Source organism: Salmonella sp. 32020114201800008SM, from assembly GCF_017572025.1.
Classification (GTDB): domain Bacteria; phylum Pseudomonadota; class Gammaproteobacteria; order Enterobacterales; family Enterobacteriaceae; genus Salmonella; species Salmonella enterica.
The window spans coordinates 520,793-537,432 of sequence record NZ_JAGEQM010000003.1; the positions used below are offsets into that span (position 1 = coordinate 520,793).

Consider the following 16,640-nt stretch of genomic DNA (forward strand, 5'->3'; position numbering starts at 1 on the left):
GCTGCGATCAGGGTGTCGCGGTCATCCATTCCGGTTTCTGGAAGGCGCTATAAATATTCTTTGGATCGTCGATAACCGCGCGATAAGCCGGCGATTTCACCGCCTCGACAATATCTTTGGCAAACGGCTTATCGGCATCTTCACTGCGTACCGCAATGATATTTTTCAGATTCTCATCCAGGTGTTCCTGCTTAATCGCGCTGGAGAGATCGAGTCCTGCCGCCACCGCAAAGTTCCCGTTAACCAGCGCGCCGGTCACGCCATCCAGCGTGCGCGGTAGCTGTGCGGCTTCCAGCGGTTTGAAAACCAGTCCTTTTGGATTGCTGGCGATATCTCGTTCAGAGGCTTTGGTCGGATCGATATTGTCCTTAATCGTGATCAGCTCCAACGATTGCAGGAAGCGAAGGCCGCGCGCCAGGTTGGTCGGATCGTTGGAGAGGGTAATAATGTCCCCTTTTTTAAGCGCATCCAGACTGTTGATTTTACGTGAATAGAAGCCCATCCCGGCGGTCGGTACCACAATAAGTTTGCTGAGCTTCAGCCCTTTGTCAGCGGTGAATTTGTCAAAATAGAGGGTATGTTGAAAGAGGTTGGCGTCAATGCTGCCGTTAGCTAACGCCATATTGGGCTGGACATAGTCGCTAAACTCGCGCACCACAACCTTATACCCTTTTTCTTTTAATGTCGGCGCAATCGCCTGCTTCACCATGTCGCCATACGGCCCTGGCGCGACGCCAAATACGATCGTTTGCGGGGAACCATCGGCATGGGCAAACTGTAATCCGCAGGCCAGTAATAGCGTGCTGGCCGCAATGCGTAAACTCTGACGCAATCCCATAATTTCTCCATTTTAAATAGTGTGATGCTGTGCCGGATGCCGTTCATGCGGCATCGTCTGTTTTGGCCCAAACGAAAGGCTATTTCTTAACATGACACAGATCACAGCCTGCTGTCCTTGAAATTATTTCATGATGTTTCCTGGTGTGTCGTTAAATGTACGAGGCAGGCGCTCAGGCGTGTGTCAGGCGGGAATGGCGTAAAGGGAAATGCCGGATAAGACGTCTTAACGCCAACATCCGGCACAGGAAAACGCTTTAGAAATCGTAACGCAGACGCACCAGGTTCATATCGCCCAGATTGTCAGTGCTGGAGGTGAAAACATGTTCATAATCAACGCGGAAACCATAATCCAGTTGGAAGGTGATCCCCACGCCGTTATCGGTGCGCAGATAGTCGCGGCCATTCACATATTCAATGCGGTCGCCCATAAAGTACGGTTGAATAGCTTTCACGGCATACTGACCAATCGGGAAAGCGTAACCGACAAAATATTCCAGACCCCACGCATCGCCGGCAAAGTAATCATTCACAGACACTTTTTTGGTCGTCATAAAGTTCTGATACCAACCGCCGCCTGCGGCGATAGTCCAGTTTTCCGGCGTCCAGCTTAACGCGGTACCGACAATATTTTGATCGTAAGTTTTATTGCCGTTGCCGCGCATCTCCGCACGGGTATAGTTCCATGCCGTCCCCCAGGTCAGATCGTCGGTGAGATGGTAATCCGCGCCTAAAGAACCGCCGCCTTTACGTTTATAATTCAGGCCGTTATTGGCATTATAATCGTCGCTGAACAGATAAGACGCGTAGAGATCGACATTGCCAATACTTTTTTTGTACTTCAATGACTTACGCGTGCGATAAGAACCATCGTAGTCGCCGTTAATCCCGTTGCCCGGCGCCTGACCTATCATGTCGTAATCCCAGATATCGGTTTTTACGCCCACCACATCGTAATAAATGCTGTTCTGTTGACCGAAGGTCAGCGTTCCCCACGTCGCGCTCTTGAAGCCGGTATACAGCATACGGCGAGTGGTATCAGTCGCGCCCTTCGCATAATGGTTATCCCAGTCAAATACCGCAGGGATATTGACGCCCAGCTCGTAATAGCTAATCCAACTGATATCATCAAACAGATAGTAATCCGCGGCGAAGCGGAAACGCGTCCCGCCATCAAAACCATTACGTTTATAACCGTTCGCGCCGTCATTGCCGGTCATATTCTGGAACTGCGGACGAATACTCCCGCCAACGGTGAAATTGAGTCGGCTGAGTGGATTACCCGCCTGGGGATCTTGTTTTAAAACGGTGATTTCCGCCTGAGTGGCGAAAGGCATGAAAGCCACTGCCGCGCCGATCGATACCGCCAACGCTGTTATTTTAATTGTCATTATATTTTCCTTGATAGATAGCCAATCCAAATCATTTAGCAGGCAAATAATAACTGTTATAAAACCTTACGTGTTGTGTATTTTTTAATGATTTGTGCTACTAAAAATCAAGGAGTTATCAATTTGTGCGACTAAAAAAGTACGCGCCGTTTTAAAAACCGGCGCGAAATTATTCACATCATGAATCATCCGCTAAACTGTCGGAATAGCGCTTTGCCTTTCAGCAAACGAACGCCAAGCCAGCCGCCGCATACGGAAAGCAGCAGCGCGCCGCAAAACGGCAGTGCGCCCCATAAACGCCAGTCCGGCTCCCAGGGGAAATCAAAAACGTTGATTTGTAAGATCGCCAGCGCCGTTTCCGCGCCAATCGCGGCGACCAGCCCGGCAACTAACCCCAGCATGGCGAATTCGCACCAGAGTGTGGTACGCAACAGTTTCTTTCCGGCTCCTAACGTGCGCCACACCACCAGCTCCTGATGGCGCTGACGCATCCCGACCTGTACCTGGGCCAGTAATAGCAACATGCCGCAGAGGGTGACTAGCACAACCATCACCTCCAGCGCCCGACTGACCTGCTCCAGCACCTGTCCCACCTGTTTCAGGATCGCCCCGATATCTAACAGGCTGACGGTAGGAAACTCGCGGTTAAGCTGCGTTAACATGCCGTTGCCATTCTCCCAGCGAAAACTGGTCAACCAGCTTTGTGGTTGCCCGTCCAGCGCCCCGGAAGGAAAAATGAAGAAAAAGTTGGGCCGCAGGCTTTCCCAGTCCACTTGACGCAAGCTGGTGACTTTAGCGCTAAATGCCTGGGTATCGCCCATAAAGGTTACGCTATCGCCGAGTTTGACGTTCAGCCGCTTCGCCAACCCCTCTTCCATGGAGACTTCGCCCGATTTTGGTGGCCAGTGACCGGCGACCAGCGGATTATGCGCCGGGCGCGTATCCTGCCAGGTCAAATTCAGTTCACGGTTGAGCGACTCATCCTGCTGACCTTCCGTCGGATTACCGTTTATCTTCGTTAACCGCGCCCGCACAATCGGATAAAACGTCTGCGGAATCACCTGATGTTCCGCCAAAAAGGCTTTCAGCGGCGCGACCTGTTCTGAAGCAATATTGATAAGGAAATAGTTCGGACTTTCCGGCGGGAGCTGCTGTTGCCAGCGATCAAGGAGGTCGCCGCGCAGCACCAGCAAGAGCGCCAGCAGCATAAACGAAAGCGAAAACGCCGAAAGCTGACTCAACGTTGACCACGGCTGACGCAGAAGTCGGCTGACGGCCAGACGCAGCGGTAGCGACGTCAACGTCATGCCGCGCAGCACGTTAAGCAGCATCCAGCCCACCAGACCGCACAGCAGCGCCAGTATCACGGCGCCCGCCAGAACCGCCCACAACAGCATACTTCCGCCCATCAATCCGGCGAGCAGCGCCACCACGACGGCGCAGGCGACAGGCAAATAAATTTTTAACGGCCAGACGCGAGCGACAACGTCGCGGCGCAGTACCCGTAGCGGCTGGGTCGCCAGCAACAATCGATAAGGCCGTAAACCGACCAGCAGAGAGATGACCGTCATCGCGCCCAGCGCCCACAGCCAGGGCCACAGGCTGGCGGGCGGCAAATCGGCGGGCAGTACCGGTTTTAGCAGCACCAGCAATATGTTTTCAAACAGTAACCCAATCGCGCCTCCCGTGACGGCGGAAAGCCCCAGCACCGTCAACCACTGTCCGATGATAAGTTTACGTAACTGGGCCCGGCCCGCGCCCAACGTTTTTAAAATCGCCACCAGATCGTAGCGGCTACGGCAGTAATGGCTCATCGCCACCGCGACGGCAGCTACCGCCAGCAGTAGCGTTAATAACGCCGAAAGCAGCAAAAACTGCTGCGAACGTTCGAGCGATTTCCCCAATGCCCCGTCATCCTGCTCCAGTCCGTACCAGCGATGTTCCGGTTTAAGCTGCGGTAACAGCCAGCTTTCATAGCCAGCAAGCTGTTGCGGCGTTCCGCCGAATTTATACCGCCACATCACGCGACTCCCCGGCTGTATCGCACCGGTTTTTGCCACATCGGCCATATTCATCATCAGACGCGGCGCCATCTGAAAAGGGTTAAACCCGGAATCCGGCTCCTGCACCACTTCACCGGCAATACGCAAGGTCACGTCGCCGACATCAATGGTATCGCCCGTTTTCAAATTAAGCAGCGCCATCAGACGCGGCGCCAGCAGTACGCTACCCGGCTGCGCTTTTACTCCGCCTGGACGGGTTTGCAATTCGCCGTACATCGGATAAACGCTATCTACCGCCTTCACGCTGGCCAGTTGCGGCGTATCGCCGGCAAACGTCATGGTCGCAAAGGTTAACTGCTCGCCCACGTTAAGGCCGCGTTTACGCGCCTCTTCAAGCCAGGCTTTCGGTACCTCTCGCGAACTTTGCAGCGTCCGATCGCCTGCCATAAACTCGCGGCTTTGCTGACTTAACCCTTTTTCCATCCGGTCGCTAATACTGCCGAGCGCCAGTACGCAGGCCACCGCCAGACTCAACGCCAGCCAGACAATAATCAGCGACGGCGAGCGCCATTCGCGCCAGAACCAGCGAGCTATCATGCCTCCTCCTGTAACTGACCGTTGACCAACCGCAGCCGCCGGTCGCAGCGCGCCGCCAGCGCCGGGTCGTGCGTCACCAGAATCAGCGTGGTGCCGTGCTCGCGGTTAAGCGAAAATAGCAGGTCGGCGATTTTATCTCCGGTCTGACGGTCAAGGTTGCCCGTCGGCTCATCGGCAAACAGCACATCAGGACGCCCGTTAAACGCGCGCGCCAGCGCTACGCGCTGCTGTTCGCCGCCGGAAAGCTGTGCCGGAAGGTGGTCAAGCCGTTTTCCCAGTCCCAGTTGTTCGAGCAGCGCTTTCGCCCCCGCCTTACTCTGACCGCTGTTTTCACCGCGTAGCAGGGCCGGTAGCTCAACGTTTTCCAGCGCGTTAAGCGTAGGAATAAGCATGAAGGATTGAAAAACAAAACCGACATGCTGAGCGCGAAGCTGCGCCCGCGCCTCTTCGTCCATCTGGTGAAGCGGTTTCCCGACCAGACTGACCTCTCCGCTACTGCCGTCATCCAGTCCGGCGAGAATCGCCAGCAGTGTAGATTTTCCCGATCCTGATTCGCCAATCAGCGCAATGGTTTCGCCGCGTTTGACAACCAGTTCAACTCCGGTAAGGATGGAAAGCTCATGCTCACCCTGACCGACGGACTTCCTGAGACGATGAACTTCAACACTGTTTTCCGCTGGCATTTGCCCTTCCTGTTTTTGATCCTGTTAACTTTCCGTGCCGCCGCCGCAGACACCTTATTAATTCTGGGCGATAGCCTCAGCGCCGGTTACCGTATGGCCGCCAGCGCGGCATGGCCGTCGCTCCTTAATGATAAATGGCAAAACAAAACGTCGGTCGTTAATGCCAGTATAAGCGGAGATACCTCGCAGCAGGGACTGGCGCGTTTGCCGGCGCTGTTGCAACAGCATCACCCGCGCTGGGTAGTGGTGGAACTTGGCGGCAACGATGGCCTACGCGGTTTTGCGCCTGCGCAAACCGAACAGACGCTACGTAAAATCATTCAGACGGTGAAAGCCGCCGATGCCCAACCGTTACTGATGCAAATTCATCTGCCCGCTAACTACGGTCGCCGTTATAATGAATCCTTTAGCGCCATTTATCCTAAGCTCGCCAAAGAGTTCGATATTCCTCTGTTACCGTTTTTTATGGAAGAGGTATATCTGAAACCACAGTGGATGCAGGATGACGGCATTCATCCCAACCGCGACGCCCAGCCGTTTATTGCCGACTGGATGGCGAAGCAGTTGACCCCTTTTCTCTCCTGAATAATTCGAGTTGCATGAAGGCGGCACGTAAGAGAATTTCCAGGAGCATAGATACCTATGTGACTGGAGTAAACGAACGCACAGGCAACTTGAAGTATGACGGATATAGTTAACCACGACTCTTAAATCAACGGAGATCCTGACAGGTAAAGTTATGCAAAAATCGGTCTTAATAACAGGATGTTCCAGCGGAATCGGTCTGGACAGCGCGCTTGAGCTTAAACGCCAGGGCTTTCAAATCCTGGCGGGCTGCCGCAAACCTGATGATGTCGCCCGGATGAACAGTATGGGATTTACCGGCGTGTTGATCGATCTCGACTCCCCTGAAAGCGTGGATCGTGCCGCCGATGAAGTGATCGCCCTGACCGATAATCGTCTGTATGGGATCTTTAACAATGCCGGCTACGGCGTATATGGCCCCCTTTCCACCATCAGCCGTGAGCAGATGGAGCAACAGTTTTCCAGTAATTTCTTCGGTGCGCATCAGCTTACTATGCGCTTACTTCCCGCCATGTTGCCGCATGGCGAAGGACGCATTGTGATGACCTCATCGGTAATGGGGCTGATTTCCACCCCAGGGCGCGGCGCTTACGCCGCCAGCAAATATGCGCTCGAAGCCTGGTCTGACGCGCTACGTATGGAGCTACGGCACACAGGCATTAAAGTGAGCCTGATAGAACCGGGGCCGATTCGTACCCGTTTTACCGATAACGTTAACCAGACGCAGCGTGATAAACCGGTAGAAAATCCCGGCATCGCCGCACGTTTCACCCGCGATCCTGACGCGGTAGTAGCGAAAGTACGTCATGCTTTTGCAAGCGATAAACCCAGGCTGCGCTATCCCGTTACGCTGGTCACCTGGGCGGTGATGGCGCTGAAACGCCTATTGCCGAGCCGGATGCTGGATAAAATTTTACAAAGCTGAGTTGAAGCGCGCCAGTCAGCCCCCATGTAAACGTGACACAGACAAAAGAGAGCGACGCCATGTCCGTACAGAACATTGTCAATATTAATGAATCCAACCTGCAGCAGACCTTAGAACAGTCCATGACCACGCCGGTACTGTTCTATTTCTGGTCTGAACGCAGCCAACACTGTCTGCAATTAACGCCAGTGCTGGAAAGTCTGGCTGCCCAGTACCACGGTCAGTTTATTCTGGCAAAGCTGGACTGCGACGCCGAACAGATGATCGCCGCTCAGTTTGGTCTGCGCGCCATCCCGACTGTCTATCTGTTCCAGAATGGCCAACCGGTCGATGGTTTCCAGGGGCCGCAGCCGGAAGAGGCGATCCGCGCTCTGCTGGATAAAGTACTGCCGCGCGAAGAAGAGCTAAAAGCGCAACAAGCGATGCAGTTAATGCAGGAGGGCAACTACATTGACGCGCTGCCGTTGCTCAAAGACGCCTGGCAGCTCTCTTCGCAGAACAGTGAGATTGGCCTGTTACTGGCGGAAGCGCAAATTGCGCTGAACCGCTCTGAAGAGGCCGAAGCGGTGTTAAAAACTATACCGCTACAGGATCAGGATACCCGTTATCAGGGGCTGGTTGCGCAGATCGAACTGCTTAAACAGGCGGCGGATACGCCGGAAATTCAGCAACTTCAGCAGCAAGTCGCGGAGAATCCGCAGGATGCGGCTTTGGCAACGCAACTGGCGTTGCAGTTGCACCAGGTCGGACGTAATGAAGAAGCGCTGGAATTGCTGTTCAGCCATCTGAGAAAAGATCTTGCCGCCGCCGAGGGACAGACGCGCAAAACCTTCCAGGAGATCCTTGCCGCGCTCGGCACCGGCGACGCGCTGGCGTCGAAATACCGCCGCCAGTTGTACGCGCTACTGTATTAATCCTCTCTTGCCTGATGGCGCGCTTATCTGGCCTACCTGTCGTCCTCAGGCCGGATAAGGCGCTTGCGCCATCATCCGGCAACTATCATGATTTCTTGAGCGGCATCACTACCAACTGATGACGCGAATTATAGAACTTCCGGTAGGTTAAATAGCAGGCAATGATGGTAGACAGGCTGGCTGTCGACAACAGCATAAATGTTACCATAATTTGATATTTAATCGCTTTTACCGGATCGATCCCGGCAAAAATCAGCCCGGACATCATCCCCGGCAGGCTCACCAGCCCAACGGTCTTTGCCGAGTCGATCGTCGGGATAAGCGATGCGCGGATACTATCGCGGATAAGCCCGGCGGAGGCCATTTTCGGCGTTGCGCCCAAACTTAATTTTTCCTGGATTTGCTGCTGCTCGCTGTGAAAACGCAGCCCCAGTTGGTTGTAGCACAGCCCTACCGCCACCATCGCATTGCCGGCGACCATGCCAGCGATGGGAATCACCTGCATCGGCGCAAATTCAATCGAACCGGTAAGCACCAGTACCGTCAGCGTTAGTCCGGCGCCGACGGTGATGGCGATAAACGAGGAGAGAAATGCCTTATCGATATATTTACTGCGCTTTTGCGCGTTCCATGCGGCGTTAAAACAGATGAACAGCACCATCAGCAGCGTCAGGGCGGCATGATTAACGCCAAAGATGTATTTCAGTACATAGCCGACAATAATGAGCTGTATCACCGCCCGGCATACGCTCCACAGAATATCTTTTTCCAGCGCCAGCTTTTCCTTGTGACTGATGAGCATCGCGACCACCACCAGCAGCATCGATAACGCCAGCGAGGTATTGGTAATATTATGCTCGTTCATAACGCGCCTCCTGCATCTCTCCGGCAGATGGCGTTAACGTTATCACCTTATCCGCGTGTTGAATTTCATCTTTATCATGCGTTACCCACAAGACAGCGACCTGCTTATCGCGAACATAGCGATGAATAATATCATTCACATTCCGTTTGTTATGTTCATCCAGCGCGCTGGTTATTTCGTCGAGTAACAGTATTTTCGGCAGAAACTGTAGATTACGAATTAGAGCAATACGCTGTTTTTCTCCGCCGGAAAGCGCGGTAATCGGTTTTTGCAGAATCGTCTCCGGCAGTTCAAAACGCGCCAGATCGTCTGCGAAGGCTGTCGGCTGCGGGCGCTGATGGCGAATTTGCCAGGGAAAAATCAGGTTATCGTAAACCGTATCGCCAAATAGCGCTGGCGTCTGAGCGCAATAAGAAACCTGCTGGCGATAGGCTTCCGGACTCAGAGTAGTAATATCCCGCCCCTCAAAAAGAATCACGCCAATATCAGGGCTTATTAGCGAGGCCACCATTTTCAACAACGTACTTTTTCCGCAGCCAGAAGGACCGGTAATTAACTTAAATTCGCCGCGTTGCAGCGTAAAACTGATGTTATTCACTATTTTTGTCGTCGCAGTCCGGTAACCGACCTGCTTTAACTCAAGCAACATGCTACGTTCTGTCATTTATTGCGCATCCGTTGTTCATATTTTTATAGCGATAGTGTATCCCTGTAATTAATAAGGGGGGAACATGCTTTACTGAATCAGGTATAATTCGCTTAATTCGTCAGCAAAATCGGTTTATGGACAACGCAACAGGAGGTTTAGCTATGCTCATTCTTATCCCTATTCTCATTTTCGTCGCGCTGGTGATCGTCGGCGCGGGCGTCAAAATCGTTCCGCAGGGGTACCAGTGGACGGTGGAGCGCTTTGGACGTTACACCAAAACCCTGCAGCCGGGATTAAGCCTTGTTGTACCGTTTATGGACAGAATTGGCCGCAAGATCAATATGATGGAACAAGTGCTGGATATTCCGTCGCAGGAGGTGATCTCAAAAGATAACGCCAACGTCACTATCGATGCGGTCTGTTTTATTCAGGTTATCGATGCGCCGCGCGCCGCTTATGAAGTCAGTAACCTGGAACTGGCAATCATTAACCTGACCATGACCAATATCCGTACGGTGCTCGGTTCGATGGAGCTGGATGAAATGCTCTCCCAGCGCGACAGCATCAACACGCGGCTGCTGCATATTGTCGATGAAGCCACCAATCCGTGGGGAATTAAAGTTACCCGTATCGAAATTCGCGATGTCCGCCCGCCCGCGGAATTGATCTCCTCGATGAACGCCCAGATGAAGGCGGAACGTACCAAACGCGCCTATATCCTTGAGGCCGAAGGGGTACGTCAGGCGGAAATCCTGAAAGCCGAGGGGGAAAAACAGTCGCAGATTCTGAAAGCCGAAGGCGAACGTCAGTCCGCTTTCCTGCAGGCGGAAGCGCGCGAACGTTCCGCCGAAGCGGAAGCCCGCGCTACGCAGATGGTGTCTGAAGCCATCGCCGCCGGGGATATTCAGGCGATAAACTACTTCGTGGCGCAGAAATACACCGAAGCGTTACAGCAAATCGGCTCGGCGAATAACAGCAAAGTGGTCATGATGCCGCTGGATGCCAGCAGTCTGATGGGCGCTATCGCCGGGATCAGCGAGCTGGTTAAGGACAGCGCCAGCGAACGGAAAAAAGCATGATAGCGATGATTCTGGTACATCCGCATATCTTCTGGCTTAGCCTCGGCGGCCTGTTGTTGGCCGCTGAAATGCTGGGCGGCAACGGCTATTTGCTGTGGAGCGGCGTGGCGGCAGTGATTACCGGCTTAACCGTCTGGCTCTTACCGCTCGGCTGGGAATGGCAGGGCGTGCTGTTTGCGGCCTTAACGTTACTGGCGGCCTGGCTTTGGTGGCGCTGGCTGGCGCGTCGCGTGCGGGAACAGAAGCCGACCGACAGCCGCCTTAACCAACGCGGACAACAACTGGTAGGCCGCCGGTTTATGCTTGATGCCGCGTTAGTTAACGGACGGGGTCATATGCGTGTCGGCGACAGCTCGTGGCCGGTATGCGCTGACGAAGACCTGCGCGCAGGTACGCATGTCGAAGTGATCGCCGTGGAAGGCATCACCTTACGCATTCGCGCCGTTTAATCAACGTGACTTTTGCGCCTTGTGATGACAGCAGCCGGAAAGATTATCAATAATCGGGCAGTCGGCGCTGTCATCGCCGGGACAACTCTCCGCCAGCGCCAGCAGTTGATCGCGCATTGATTGCAGCTCGCTGATATGGCGCTCGATCTCCGCGACCTTTTCCAGCGTCCGCTTTTTCACATCTGCGCTATGGCGTCGCGGATCGTTAAACAGATTGACCAGTTCGCCACACTCTTCCAGATTAAACCCCACCTGCCTCGCCTGTCGCAGCAACGTCAGCTCGTTTAAATGCTTCTGCGTGTAGGTGCGATAACCATTTTCGCTACGTAATGGCGGCGTCACCAGCCCTTTCTCTTCATAAAACCGAATGGCTTTGCTGGTTAAACCGGTTTTTTTCGCCACATCGCTAATATTCATATTTCCCCCTTGACCTTAACCTTGCTGGAAGGTTTAACCTTTATCACAGTGAGTCACTACGATTACTAAGGTCAATGAATTGATGACCAATCATAAAGGAGTTTTTACTATGTCTCAAACTATCGACCTGACCCTGGACGGTTTGTCCTGCGGTCATTGCGTTAAACGCGTGAAAGAAAGTCTTGAACAACGTCCGGATGTTGAGCTGGCGGACGTCACCGTAACCGAAGCGCACGTTACCGGTACCGCCAGTGCGGACGCGTTAATTGAAACCATCAAACAAGCCGGGTATGGCGCGACGTTAAGCCACCCAAAGGCTAAACCGCTGACGGAGTCATCAATCCCGTCGGAAGCACTGGCAGCGGTTCCTCATGAGCTTCCGGTAGCGACGGCCGATGAAGAAAGCCAACAGTTGCTGTTAAGCGGCATGAGCTGCGCCAGTTGTGTCACCCGCGTACAACATGCGCTACAAAGCGTACCGGGCGTCACGCAGGCACGGGTAAACCTGGCGGAACGCACTGCGCTGGTGATGGGCAGCGCGTCCGCCGCTGATTTAGTGCAGGCGGTGGAAAAAGCCGGCTACGGCGCAGAGGCGATTGAAGATGACATCAAACGCCGCGAGCGCCAGCAGGAAACCGCCATCGCCACCATGAAACGTTTTCGCTGGCAGGCCATCGTCGCCCTGGCGGTCGGTATACCGGTCATGGTCTGGGGGATGATCGGCGATAACATGATGGTGACCGGCGACAACCGCAGCCTGTGGCTGGCTATTGGCCTGATCACGCTTGCGGTGATGGTCTTTGCGGGCGGTCACTTTTACCGTAACGCGTGGAAAAGCCTGCTGAACGGCACGGCGACGATGGATACGCTGGTGGCGCTCGGCACCGGGGTCGCCTGGCTCTACTCCATGAGCGTCAACCTGTGGCCGCAGTGGTTCCCGATGGAAGCACGGCACCTCTATTACGAAGCCAGCGCGATGATTATCGGTCTGATTAATCTCGGACACATGCTGGAAGCGCGCGCCCGTCAGCGTTCCTCAAAAGCGCTGGAAAAATTACTCGATCTCACCCCGCCCACCGCACGCGTCGTGACAGAAGACGGCGAAAAAAGCGTCCCGCTGGCGGACGTTCAGCCAGGGATGCTGCTGCGGCTCACTACCGGCGATCGCGTGCCGGTGGATGGCGAAATTACCCAGGGCGAAGCGTGGCTTGATGAAGCCATGCTGACCGGCGAACCTATTCCGCAGCAAAAAGGCGAAGGCGACAGCGTTCATGCCGGCACCGTCGTCCAGGACGGCAGCGTCCTGTTCCGCGCCAGCGCGGTGGGCAGTCATACCACGCTGTCACGCATTATTCGCATGGTACGCCAGGCACAAAGCAGTAAACCGGAAATTGGCCAACTGGCCGATAAAATCTCCGCGGTATTCGTTCCCGTCGTCGTGGCCATTGCGCTGTTCAGCGCCGCTATCTGGTATTTCTTCGGGCCAGCGCCGCAAATTGTTTATACGCTGGTCATCGCCACCACCGTACTGATTATCGCCTGCCCTTGCGCATTAGGCCTGGCGACGCCAATGTCGATTATTTCCGGCGTAGGCCGCGCGGCCGAATTCGGCGTGCTGGTACGCGACGCCGATGCCCTGCAACGCGCCAGTACGTTGGATACCCTCGTTTTTGATAAAACCGGGACGCTGACGGAAGGCAAGCCGCAAGTGGTGACGATAAAAACCTTTAACGGCGTTGAGGAAGCTCAGGCATTACGTCTGGCTGCCGCGCTCGAACAAGGCTCCAGCCACCCGCTGGCCCATGCGATTCTGGAAAAAGCCGGCGATGATAAACTGCCGCAGGTGAACGGTTTCAGAACGCTGCGCGGACTGGGCGTCAGCGGTGAAGCGGAAGGTCATCAACTGCTTCTGGGGAACCAGGCGTTGCTGAACGAACAGCACGTCGCCACGGATGACATGACGGCGGAAATCACCGCGCAGGCCTCGCAAGGCTCGACTCCGGTCCTGCTGGCGATTGACGGTAAAGCGGCGGCGTTACTGGCGGTACGCGATCCATTGCGCAGCGATAGTATTGCCGCGCTTGAACGCCTGCACAACGCCGGATACCGTCTGGTAATGCTCACCGGGGATAACCCAACGACGGCTAACGCGATTGCCAAAGAAGCGGGTATTGATGAAGTGATTGCGGGCGTTCTGCCGGATGGCAAAGCCGATGCGATTAAACGTCTGCAAAGCCAGGGTCGTCAGGTTGCGATGGTCGGCGATGGTATCAACGATGCGCCCGCGCTGGCGCAGGCGGACGTCGGTATCGCGATGGGCGGCGGCAGCGATGTGGCAATTGAAACCGCGGCGATTACGCTGATGCGCCATAGTCTGATGGGCGTGGCGGATGCGCTGGCCATTTCGCGCGCGACGTTGCGCAATATGAAACAAAACCTGCTTGGCGCATTTATCTACAACAGCATTGGTATCCCGGTGGCCGCCGGTATTCTGTGGCCGTTTACCGGTACCTTGTTAAACCCGGTAGTAGCAGGCGCGGCAATGGCGCTGTCTTCCATTACCGTCGTCAGCAATGCCAACCGGCTATTGCGTTTTAAACCGAAAGCGTAAAAACGCTATATCAGGCAGCATCAGCTGCCTGATATATTATTAAGCCATCAGTAATTTACCGTATCAATATATAAAAATTTAACCGCACATCCTGTAGAAAAATAAAAAACAACATTTTATAATGTTTTTTTGAATCATAAGGATGTGTTATTTATGTTTAGAAAAGCAGTTACGCTTCTTTTCCTGCTTTCTCCCGTCGTCAGTTATGCAGGGTTATTTGATTCCACTCCAGAGTTAAAATGTGGCAACGATAATGCAGTCACGGCGGCAAAAGAATGGATTTACAATGAAGCATTAGGTCGTTTACAGCAAGACTATATTAAAGAGCCCTCCACGCTTTTCTTCGATATCCCCCAGACTCAATACGAGCAACAACTCCGGGCTATTCCTGTTCAATTCAGTGATGTAATCACGCAGAACCCTCAAGCAGAAAATGCCAACTTACGAACTTGCTCGGCTACCGTCGCCATGGGTATTCCTCAGCCATTATTTAAATTAATGAAAGACTTACCAAACACTCTATTCTATATTTCACAAGGGGATGGACAGGTAATAAACAATACGGTGACCTGGAAACAGGTTAACTACAATATTCAGCTAGCAGACAACAACAAAGATATTGTTGTCACCCCTGTGCCAAAAACCGATAAATTGGCGCGGTCTATTTATGTAATGGCAAGAATGACGGTATCTGGTGATAGCATTATAAAGAAAAAAAATAACTCACTGATTGAAATCGCAGCAAAGAAATTTGAGAGTAGAGATCGCGAGCTTAATCAGGTCTGGAAATCGCTACCCGCCTCTGCCCGAACGGCATTAAAACAAGAACAGCGAGTCTGGGTGACCAAAAAAGAGCAGCAGTGCGGCAAACTTAGCGATGCAAAATCCGAGGCCATACCCGCTGAAAAGCGCATCAGTATTTATAAATGCCAGCTTGAAATGACCATCGCCAGAACGGCCTATCTCGACGGCAGCGAATAACCCGACCGATCGTTGACGTCCCGTCAGGGCGCATTGCGCCCTTTTCTCCAACGCGCTAGCATGAGCTTTTTCAAAGGGAGCGCGTATGAAGCTATTAAATCAACTTAAACGTTTATGGCGCGCGCTGCGTGGTACCCCAAATAGTTGGCCTGCTATCGATCTCTCCCTGCCCGGCGGTCGTCATCTGCATCTGGTTGGCAGTATTCATATGGGGACGCGCGATATGGCTCCTCTTCCAGCAAAGCTGGTGAAAAAGCTACGCCAGGCCGACGCGCTGGTCGTTGAAGCGGATATTTCTGGTAACGAAACGCCATTCAGCAATCTCCCCAAATGCCCGCCGTTGGTCGAACGTCTCAGCGCCGGGCAGTTAAGCGCACTGGAAAAACGGGTCAGCGAGTTGGGTATGCCGCTGATCCATTTTGATAATCAACCTTTATGGCAGATAGCTATGGTGCTACAGGCCACGCAGGCGCAACGGCTGGGATTGCGTCCGGACTATGGCATTGATTATCAGCTATTACAGGCTGCCCGCGAAATGTCGCTGCCGGTGCAAGAGCTGGAAGGGGCGAAACACCAGCTCGAACTACTCTGCGATCTGCCCGATGGCGGGATGGCGCTGCTCGACGACACGCTGACGCACTGGCACACCAACGCACGGCTTTTGCAGGTGATGATCGGCTGGTGGCTTGAGCAGCCGCCGACCAGCGTCGGCGCTTCGCTTCCCAGAACGTTTAGCCAGCCGCTGTATGATGTACTGATGGTAAAACGCAATGAAGCCTGGCGCGACGCGCTGCTGGCACTGCCGCCGGGACGCTACGTGGTAGCCGTAGGGGCGCTACATCTGTACGGCGAAGGCAACCTACCGCAAATATTGAAATAAAAAAATGGCCAATATCGCTATTGGCCCGTCAAAGAGGAATTTCATCGTTATTATTATCCCGACGCTTTCGCTTCGGATCTTCAGATTGTCGCTCAAAGTTGCCGCAACTGCCAAGACCTAATGCACAAGATTATACTATTTTTTAGTCCGCTTTCGGGCGTATGCTGATGGCAAATCACGTCTGTAGTAAGAAGGAACGTTATGACACCCGCAGTTAAGTTACTCGAAAAAAACAAGATTCCGTTTAACATTCACACCTACGATCACGATCCGAATGAAACTAACTTTGGCGATGAAGTGGTGCGTAAGCTCGGGCTAAACGCCGATCAGGTGTATAAAACGCTTTTGGTTGCCGTGAATGGCGATATGAAGCAACTGGCCGTCGCCGTGACGCCTGTAGCCGGGCAGCTGGATTTGAAAAAAGTCGCCAAAGCTCTGGGCGCGAAAAAGGTCGATATGGCCGACCCGATGGTGGCGCAACGCACCACGGGATATCTGGTCGGCGGGATCAGTCCGCTGGGACAGAAGAAACGGCTGCCCACGCTGATTGACGCGCCTGCCCGCACGTTTGCCACTATTTATGTTTCCGGTGGTAAACGCGGGCTGGATATTGAACTGGCGGCTGACGATTTGGCCGCCATACTGGGTGCTAAATTCGCTGATATCGCGCGTCGGGATTAAGCCTGCGTAAAATACATTGCCGGATAGCGGCGCAAACGCCTTATCCGGCCTACAGCAGACATAATCCGTAGGCCTTAAGGCTGCGCGCCATCA

16 protein-coding genes are annotated in these 16,640 nt (G+C 53.8%); 9 read left to right on the top strand and 7 right to left on the bottom strand.

Going from position 1 to position 16,640, the window contains the following annotated elements:
* Positions 1-7 precede the first annotated feature (7 nt).
* From J4613_RS11850 to ybbA, 4 genes are all read right to left on the bottom strand, one after another.
* Positions 8-838: a MetQ/NlpA family ABC transporter substrate-binding protein gene (locus J4613_RS11850; RefSeq protein ID WP_000524310.1), complete on the bottom strand. Its 831-nt coding sequence runs from the start codon at positions 836-838 to the stop codon at positions 8-10.
* Between the two features lie 256 nt (positions 839-1,094).
* A complete protein-coding gene (locus J4613_RS11855; RefSeq protein WP_111742421.1) occupies positions 1,095-2,228 on the bottom strand; it encodes a porin in 1,134 nt (377 codons plus the stop codon).
* Between the two features lie 185 nt (positions 2,229-2,413).
* Positions 2,414-4,828, bottom strand: coding sequence for a putative ABC transporter permease subunit YbbP (gene ybbP, locus J4613_RS11860; RefSeq protein ID WP_111742422.1), 2,415 nt, complete (start codon positions 4,826-4,828; stop codon positions 2,414-2,416).
* Positions 4,825-5,511, bottom strand: coding sequence for a putative ABC transporter ATP-binding protein YbbA (ybbA, locus tag J4613_RS11865; protein ID WP_001110598.1), 687 nt, complete (start codon positions 5,509-5,511; stop codon positions 4,825-4,827). Before ybbA ends, ybbP begins: the two co-directional genes overlap by 4 nt.
* Between ybbA and tesA the strand changes: the two genes are divergently transcribed.
* The 3 genes from tesA (at position 5,482) to cnoX (ending at position 7,935) form a co-directional block, all read left to right on the top strand.
* Positions 5,482-6,096, top strand: coding sequence for a multifunctional acyl-CoA thioesterase I/protease I/lysophospholipase L1 (tesA, locus tag J4613_RS11870; protein WP_001010574.1), 615 nt, complete (start codon positions 5,482-5,484; stop codon positions 6,094-6,096). The genes ybbA and tesA overlap by 30 nt on opposite strands.
* A gap of 154 nt (positions 6,097-6,250) precedes the next feature.
* Complete coding sequence (locus J4613_RS11875; protein ID WP_058331291.1) at positions 6,251-7,021, top strand: SDR family oxidoreductase; 771 nt, start codon at positions 6,251-6,253, stop codon at positions 7,019-7,021.
* A 59-nt stretch (positions 7,022-7,080) separates the two neighbouring features.
* Positions 7,081-7,935 (top strand): chaperedoxin, encoded by an 855-nt coding sequence (cnoX, locus tag J4613_RS11880; RefSeq protein WP_000116060.1) that lies wholly within the window; start codon positions 7,081-7,083, stop codon positions 7,933-7,935.
* 85 nt (positions 7,936-8,020) lie between these two features.
* Here cnoX and fetB read toward each other — a convergent pair whose 3' ends face one another.
* A complete protein-coding gene (fetB, locus tag J4613_RS11885; RefSeq protein ID WP_001002130.1) occupies positions 8,021-8,800 on the bottom strand; it encodes an iron export ABC transporter permease subunit FetB in 780 nt (259 codons plus the stop codon).
* On the bottom strand, positions 8,787-9,464 hold the full coding sequence (gene fetA, locus J4613_RS11890; protein WP_061379753.1) for an iron ABC transporter ATP-binding protein FetA: 678 nt from the start codon (positions 9,462-9,464) through the stop codon (positions 8,787-8,789). Before fetA ends, fetB begins: the two co-directional genes overlap by 14 nt.
* 146 nt (positions 9,465-9,610) lie before the next feature.
* On the opposite strand from fetA, the gene J4613_RS11895 reads away from it, so the two are divergent.
* Complete coding sequence (locus J4613_RS11895; protein WP_000906146.1) at positions 9,611-10,528, top strand: SPFH domain-containing protein; 918 nt, start codon at positions 9,611-9,613, stop codon at positions 10,526-10,528.
* The gene (locus J4613_RS11900) at positions 10,525-10,977 is read left to right on the top strand and encodes an NfeD family protein (RefSeq protein WP_000561177.1); all 453 of its coding nucleotides are present in this window, start codon (positions 10,525-10,527) and stop codon (positions 10,975-10,977) included. The genes J4613_RS11895 and J4613_RS11900 overlap by 4 nt, the downstream gene beginning before the upstream one ends.
* Here the strand turns inward: J4613_RS11900 and cueR are convergent, their stop codons facing one another.
* Complete coding sequence (cueR, locus tag J4613_RS11905; RefSeq protein ID WP_001026761.1) at positions 10,978-11,394, bottom strand: Cu(I)-responsive transcriptional regulator; 417 nt, start codon at positions 11,392-11,394, stop codon at positions 10,978-10,980. It abuts the gene before it with no gap.
* 109 nt (positions 11,395-11,503) lie between these two features.
* On the opposite strand from cueR, the gene copA reads away from it, so the two are divergent.
* The 4 genes from copA (at position 11,504) to ybaK (ending at position 16,547) form a co-directional block, all read left to right on the top strand.
* On the top strand, positions 11,504-14,005 hold the full coding sequence (gene copA, locus J4613_RS11910; protein ID WP_080170029.1) for a copper-exporting P-type ATPase CopA: 2,502 nt from the start codon (positions 11,504-11,506) through the stop codon (positions 14,003-14,005).
* A 153-nt stretch (positions 14,006-14,158) separates the two neighbouring features.
* The gene (locus J4613_RS11915) at positions 14,159-14,986 is read left to right on the top strand and encodes a lysozyme inhibitor LprI family protein (protein ID WP_020839521.1); all 828 of its coding nucleotides are present in this window, start codon (positions 14,159-14,161) and stop codon (positions 14,984-14,986) included.
* 85 nt (positions 14,987-15,071) lie between these two features.
* Positions 15,072-15,866, top strand: a complete 795-nt coding sequence (locus tag J4613_RS11920; RefSeq protein WP_000771536.1) for a TraB/GumN family protein — start codon at positions 15,072-15,074, stop codon at positions 15,864-15,866.
* Between the two features lie 201 nt (positions 15,867-16,067).
* Positions 16,068-16,547 carry a Cys-tRNA(Pro)/Cys-tRNA(Cys) deacylase YbaK gene (gene ybaK / locus J4613_RS11925; protein WP_000186618.1) on the top strand — a complete coding sequence of 160 codons (480 nt, stop codon included), beginning with the start codon at positions 16,068-16,070 and terminating at the stop codon, positions 16,545-16,547.
* Positions 16,548-16,640 lie beyond the last annotated feature (93 nt).